The 6,040-nt window shown below is 50.6% G+C and carries 3 protein-coding genes and 1 pseudogene; 2 read left to right on the forward strand and 2 right to left on the reverse strand.

Annotated features, from left to right (window positions below):
* Positions 1 to 519 precede the first annotated feature (519 nt).
* Both GFJ39_RS08860 and GFJ39_RS08865 read right to left on the reverse strand, forming a co-directional pair.
* Positions 520 to 1,599 (reverse strand): annotated as a pseudogene (locus GFJ39_RS08860) (IS5 family transposase).
* Between the two features lie 107 nt (positions 1,600 to 1,706).
* A complete protein-coding gene (locus tag GFJ39_RS08865; protein ID WP_153430986.1) occupies positions 1,707 to 2,612 on the reverse strand; it encodes a hypothetical protein in 906 nt (301 codons plus the stop codon).
* A 621-nt stretch (positions 2,613 to 3,233) separates the two neighbouring features.
* Between GFJ39_RS08865 and GFJ39_RS08870 the strand changes: the two genes are divergently transcribed.
* Complete coding sequence (locus GFJ39_RS08870) at positions 3,234 to 4,343, forward strand: HlyD family secretion protein (RefSeq protein WP_325062894.1); 1,110 nt, start codon at positions 3,234 to 3,236, stop codon at positions 4,341 to 4,343.
* Between the two features lie 11 nt (positions 4,344 to 4,354).
* The coding region (locus GFJ39_RS08875; protein WP_153430988.1) for a peptidase domain-containing ABC transporter at positions 4,355 to 6,040 on the forward strand (1,686 nt) is incomplete at its 3' end.

Raw genomic sequence — 6,040 nt, forward strand, 5'->3', positions numbered from 1 at the left:
AGGCCGGCACATGACCTTGAGACATGTTCGGTTATCGGCCCAGAAAGGCCTTCAGCTTAGTCATGTTAGCGGACGTTCCTTTGGAGGCACGCTCACAGTCCAGACGCCTCCAGTTCTTCAGTGTGGATCTGCTGTGCACATGGAGGGATCAGGCCTGTGCTGTCCGGATGAGAGACGCGTTCATGAATGAGTTTTTACTCGACATAATTGACCGTCTGTCGACTCAAAAAAACAAGGCAGACAGGCGGCAGTCGCCCGCTAAACAGTCTGTCTGCGCAACTAATGGCAGCGGACAGGCTGTAGTCGCCTACTTCTCAGACATCCGTATCGCACTTCTACGTTCATAAAACGGACACTGGTTAAATTAGACCGACATTCTAAAACGTGGAGGGATCGAAGAACCCTTGATTGATGTGCCTGGTTCGTGATTTCAGGGTTGTGGCGTGCCGATTGACGGTTTCCGGGGTTCGTTTTCGCTCTGCGTTTTGAGCGGATCGCGGGCTATCGCCAGTGGGATGGCTACGCGCTCGCGTTCAACCTCTCGAGGAAGAGGAAGCGGCGCATGTTGTAGACAATATTGGCCGGCCCGATCCTCATGTTGGCCCGGGTAATACCCACGGTTCGGACGAACAGACCCATCTGCGATTTCTAATCGGCAAAGACATGCTCGACGCGCTAGCGGATCACTGATTTCCCTGCATTGGACCGCTGGATATAGAGTGACATGGGTTTGAGATGCGGCTTCTTCCTGTGAATTTTCGAGACGAAACCCTCTTTGTCCATGAAGTCCTCATTGGCTTTCGAGCGATACGCTGTATCAGCCCAGACGCTTGAGGCCGTATTGGTTTTATCCAGAAGGCCCTCGCGCAGTCTGGCACCATCACTGGCAGCAGCATCCGTTGTCTTCCATTTCCGGATGAACCGGAACTTCCGGTCGATGGAAACATGGGACTTGTAGCCAAAGAACGGAATGGCGAGGTCCGTGGCTGGGATCGTCCCGTCATCCTGCCGCTTCGCTTTGGTAAACTTCAGTGTCCAGCGCGCATGACGGTCCTTATGCGACAGCTTTGCGGGTTTGTCCTGCCAATCTTCAGGAATACGCCCTGCCCGGAGGTCAGCTTTCTCAGCGTTCGTATTGCGCTGCTTTGGGGCGGCTACCAATGTCGCATCCAGGATCTGGCCGGACATTGGCAGATAACCGGCGGTCCGCAGAGTGGCATCAAACCGGTCAAACAGTCTTTCAATAGCTCCCGCCTGGGCCAGACGCTCACGGAACAGCCAGACCGTTTTGGCATCAGGTACCCGGTCCGACAGTCCCAAACCGAGGAAACGCATGAAGGACAGGCGGTCGTTGATCAAATATTCCGTTCGCTCGTCGGACAGATTGTTCAGCGTCTGGATCACCAGAATCTTGAACATCAACACGGGATCAAACGGCGGTCGTCCACCTTTGCTCCCATCTGAATAGGCCAGAGCCTTCTCCAGATCAGGGCGGAACACCTCAAAATCCACAGTCCGGGAAAATGCCTCAAGCTGATCGCCAAGCCCGCTTAACCGGGCCAGCCGCTCTTCAACATCAAAGAAACCAGGCTGCTTCATCTGCCATCATCCCCAATCAACGCAGGAGAGATGGAATCACAGAGGAACCCTCAAATCCAGAAGGTTTTTCGAACCCTCCATCTGTGCCTTTTTTTATGTATCACCCCCTATTTAGAAACAATATTCGTAATGTATATTTCTCCCCCTTCCGCCGGAATCCAAACCTCCATATATTTCAGAAAATCCGCGCCGATAACATTTTCATGGTCGTAACTATTATCTAAATATATAGTTTCCCCCAGCATCTCTAGGGGGCCAATCGATAGATCGGCAATAAATTTATTTCGTCCACTAGTTACTATCCCATTTTTATAATATTTATAAGATCTAAATACATTATATTGGTTCGGCTTATATTTATCTGAAACCGATGTGTTCGCTGAGGATGTATCAAGAACTCCGGTTGATTTTATTCCTCCTATTTTCATTTCTATTTTTATTTTGTTTCCATTGTATCCGCTTTGGATAATATTATCTTCAACACTGGAAACAAGTCTACCACTCAATGGAGGCGTCCGATAGGAGGTAGGTACTGCCCATATTTTTCCTTTCCACATAGGAGGGGCCGAACCGCAGCCTTCCGTCTGATAAAACGAAATTATCTTCTTGGGTATATTTATATCTAAGTCATACAAGCTTAGAATATCATTTCCAATCTCTCCTACAATAGGAACAGGACCAATCGACTCATCTTTTTCATCAGCCTCTTCAAATTGGGCTTTTTCTACCTCTGCAGTTCCTATCCTTAGTTTCCAAGCCCATATTTTTTTTTCGTTACTAAACCCGCCCAACCCAAAGATACTGTCTGTTGCATGCTCGACGTGAACGTCTCTATCATTTTCATAATTTCTATATATTACACTCTTTGGAAGAGTGGTATTTATAATAAATCCAACTTCTTTATTGTTAAGTTTGGCTTCTATAATTATGGGAACGCCAGATCCTAACATATTTACTGGGCCCAACGTATGAATTATGCAATTATCTGCATATGCATCTGTATAAGTTGTCATACACACACTCATTATGAGTAGATAGCCTAATATTTTATATTTCATAGGTGTACTCCAATTCGACAGGCGTACTCGCAACATAACGTTACTTATTAGATAGTTCCACGGAAAATTAAACAACAAGAAAATAAGGGGTTATGTTTTCGGTGGTGGTTAAATTAGTTTCTGGTTTATGTTTGGTGTTGACTGTTATTTTTATGTAACTACTTAATTGATTGTGGGTTATTTAGGATACGTGTACTGCCCAGACCCTAGAATCGTCTACTTATGTCTTAAATTGCATAAAACTAATCCATTAATAGACTGCCTTTTCATGAGCCCCTTTCAACGGGGTGTTGTAACAAATATAATAACATGTCAATATGAAATGCCTGTTTGTTATTTTTGTATTGTATTTCTGACTATTTAATCCGCTGGATGGGACGCTGATCCTTGGTAAATATTCTATTCCGTCGAGAGGTCTTTGTTGCTCGTGGAGACGCGTGGCTAGGACATGTTCAATTAAGCCAACCCTTACCAGTTCGGATTGTGGCTTGGGGATGTGGAATACTTTCCATAGGAGTAGCGATCCTACTAACACTTGGTGTTTATACTCGACGCGTGCATGCAACTGGACAGGTCGTGCCAAAGAGCGGAATCCTAACGCTAGGTTCTATTTATTCAGGTACGATTTCCGAACTCCGCGCAACAGAAGGGCAGCATGTCCGAAAAGGTGACGTGATTTTTGTGGAAGACCTAGAGACAACATCTCTAGCGGGACCAACACAGAAGCAGGTTATCGCAGACCTTCTGTGCCAGAAGACGCTTCTGGAAAACCAGCGGGCTTTACGCGAAAAATCCGCACCCATCGAGCATCAAGCCATCCTGAATCAGACCCAGTTCCTGGCCCGCCAGCGTGTGCAGATCTCGGCCCAGCTTGCAAATGATGAGCGCGTCTTACCTTTGGTCCACAAAGCGCTGGCAAGGATGGGAAGCGCGCAGAACAATCATTTAATCACGGAAACGCAATTCCAGAGTCAGCTTTATACCTTTGCCCAGCTTTTGAACTCACACTCACAAGCTCTGCAAAGCCGTACCTCAACAGAAAGCAGGATCTCTGAGCTGACTTCCAAGCTCGCGCGGTTTGATAGCGAACTTGCCCACGATCTGAACGAACTGGACAAGCAGATTGCCGCCATTGACCAGCAGACTGCCGAAAACGAAGGCCGTCGCAGCACCATTGTTCTTGCGCCGGAAGATGGGATCCTGACCGGCGTCCGAGGATATCTCGGAGAACAGGTCGCAGCGGGCACACCCCTAGTGACTCTTCTGCCAACAGACGGGGCTCTGCAGATCGAACTCTACGTCAGCAGCGCCTCGATCGGATTTCTTAAAGAAAACGAACCTGTTCTCCTACGTTACGATGCGTTTCCGTATCAGAAATTCGGCCTGCATCATGGTCATATTGTAGAGATCACGCATGCTCCTGTCGTAAGCAACAATCAGCAGGACAACCGGATTGCCCAGATGTCCGGAGACCAGAGCAAGCCCCCGTCTCACGATATTTACCGCATTCGGGTCGCACCCGATCAGACCTATGTCGAGACCTATGGAAGACAGCGCCCGCTGGAAGCGGGCATGACAGTGTCTGCCGATATTGCAACAGATTGCCGGCGTCTCTGGGAATGGCTCTTGGATCCCGTCATCAGCGTCCGCAATAACCTGACCACCACGACCCTTGGTCCGAGATAAGGAATCATTGGATGCTCCGTGATCTCCAGTTCGGTTTCGGCCGCCGTGTGCCGGTTGTTCTTCAGTCCGAAGCGGCCGAGTGCGGCCTGGCCTGTCTCGCCATGATCATGGGATACCACGGTCACCCGATTGATATTGCCACGTTTCGGAGGCAGCAGGGCTCGTCTTCCCAAGGTGCTACTCTTCGGGATCTTGTCGGGATCGCAAACCGTGTCGGTCTCGGCAGCCGCGCCGTCAGGGTGGACCTCGAAGAGCTCGACAAACTGACAATGCCCTGTGTGTTGCACTGGAGCCTGAACCATTTCGTGGTGCTGGTGGAGCGAAAGTCAAAGGCGGTTGTCATTCACGATCCCGCCCGGGGGCGTCGGCTCATCCAGGAAGAAGAGTTATCTCGGGAATTTACCGGAGTGGCCCTTGAAGCTACACCCACCGAAAGGTTCGAACAGAAGGACGAACGAAAAACCCTTCGGCTCAGGGACATGTTCCGCCATGTTTCGGGCCTCAAACCCGCACTAGCTTATCTGTTTGCGCTGTCCCTGGGGCTGGAAGTCATTGCACTGTTCTCACCGATGGTCAGCCAGATCATCATTGATGAAGTGCTTGTCACAGGAGACCGCGATCTTCTCACGACTGTCGCCTGCGCCATGGTCGTGCTCCTGTTGCTCCAGATGCTGGTGGCCACTGTCCGGAGTTGGGCCGTGGTTATGTTTGGAAGCAGGGTCTCTTTAAAATGGAACGGCTCGCTTTTTGAGCATTTGACACGTCTGCCACTGGACTATTTCACGCGCCGCCATATCGGAGACGTCATTTCCCGCTTCGGTGCGCTCTCCGCCATTCAGCACACCCTGACCACCGGTCTCGTGCAGTCCATCTTGGACGGTATCATGGCTGTCGGGATGGGCGTGATGCTATTCCTTTATGGTGGCTGGCTGGGAGCCATTGCCTGCATCGCCATGGGACTCGATATCCTTCTACGCCTGACGACTTACGGAACCTATCGCCGCGCATCGGAAGAAGTCGTCGTACAGGAAGCAAAAAGCCAGACGTATTTCATCGAAACGCTACGCAACATCGCCACCGTAAAGCTTCTGAACCTCCGGGAGCGCCGCAAGACAGCCTGGCTGAACAGCGTCATTGATTCGATGAACATTCATCTGCGGCTCCAGCGCTTCGATCTGATCTTTGGTCGCCTTGCCGATATGATCTTCGGAGCAGACCGTCTGATCATGCTGGTCCTAGGGGCCAATATGGTCATGCGCGGACATATGTCCGTCGGCATGCTTGTCGCGTTCCTATCCTACAAGGACCAGTTTGCCGGCCGGGTTAGCAGCCTCATCAATACTGGCTTCAAGCTCAGGATGCTGAGTATCCAGACGGATCGCCTCTCGGATATCGTCATGAGTGACCCCGAGCCCCAGGGGCTCCTGCTGCCTCCGCCATCCTCTGACGAAACAGGCCGCGGTACTCTGGCAGTCCGCAATCTCTCCGTACGCTACAGCCCTGACGGGCCTTGGATTTTCCGGAACCTGTCCTTCGACATTCCTGCCGGACAGAGCGTAGCCATTGTTGGTCCTTCCGGCTGTGGCAAGACGACGCTGCTGAAAACCCTCATGGGCCTACAGGAGCCCAGTGAGGGAGAAATCTTCATGGACGGCTCGGAGATCCGTAGTCTCACACTGGATGGCTACCGTTCCCAG

Source organism: Gluconobacter aidae (assembly GCF_009547075.1).
In the GTDB taxonomy this organism is placed as follows: Bacteria; Pseudomonadota; Alphaproteobacteria; order Acetobacterales; family Acetobacteraceae; genus Gluconobacter; species Gluconobacter aidae.

Coding starts and splice junctions, on each gene's coding strand:
- GFJ39_RS08865 (WP_153430986.1), bottom strand. CDS start 2,612: ATGACAACTTATACAGATGCATATGCAGATAATTGCATAATTCATACG.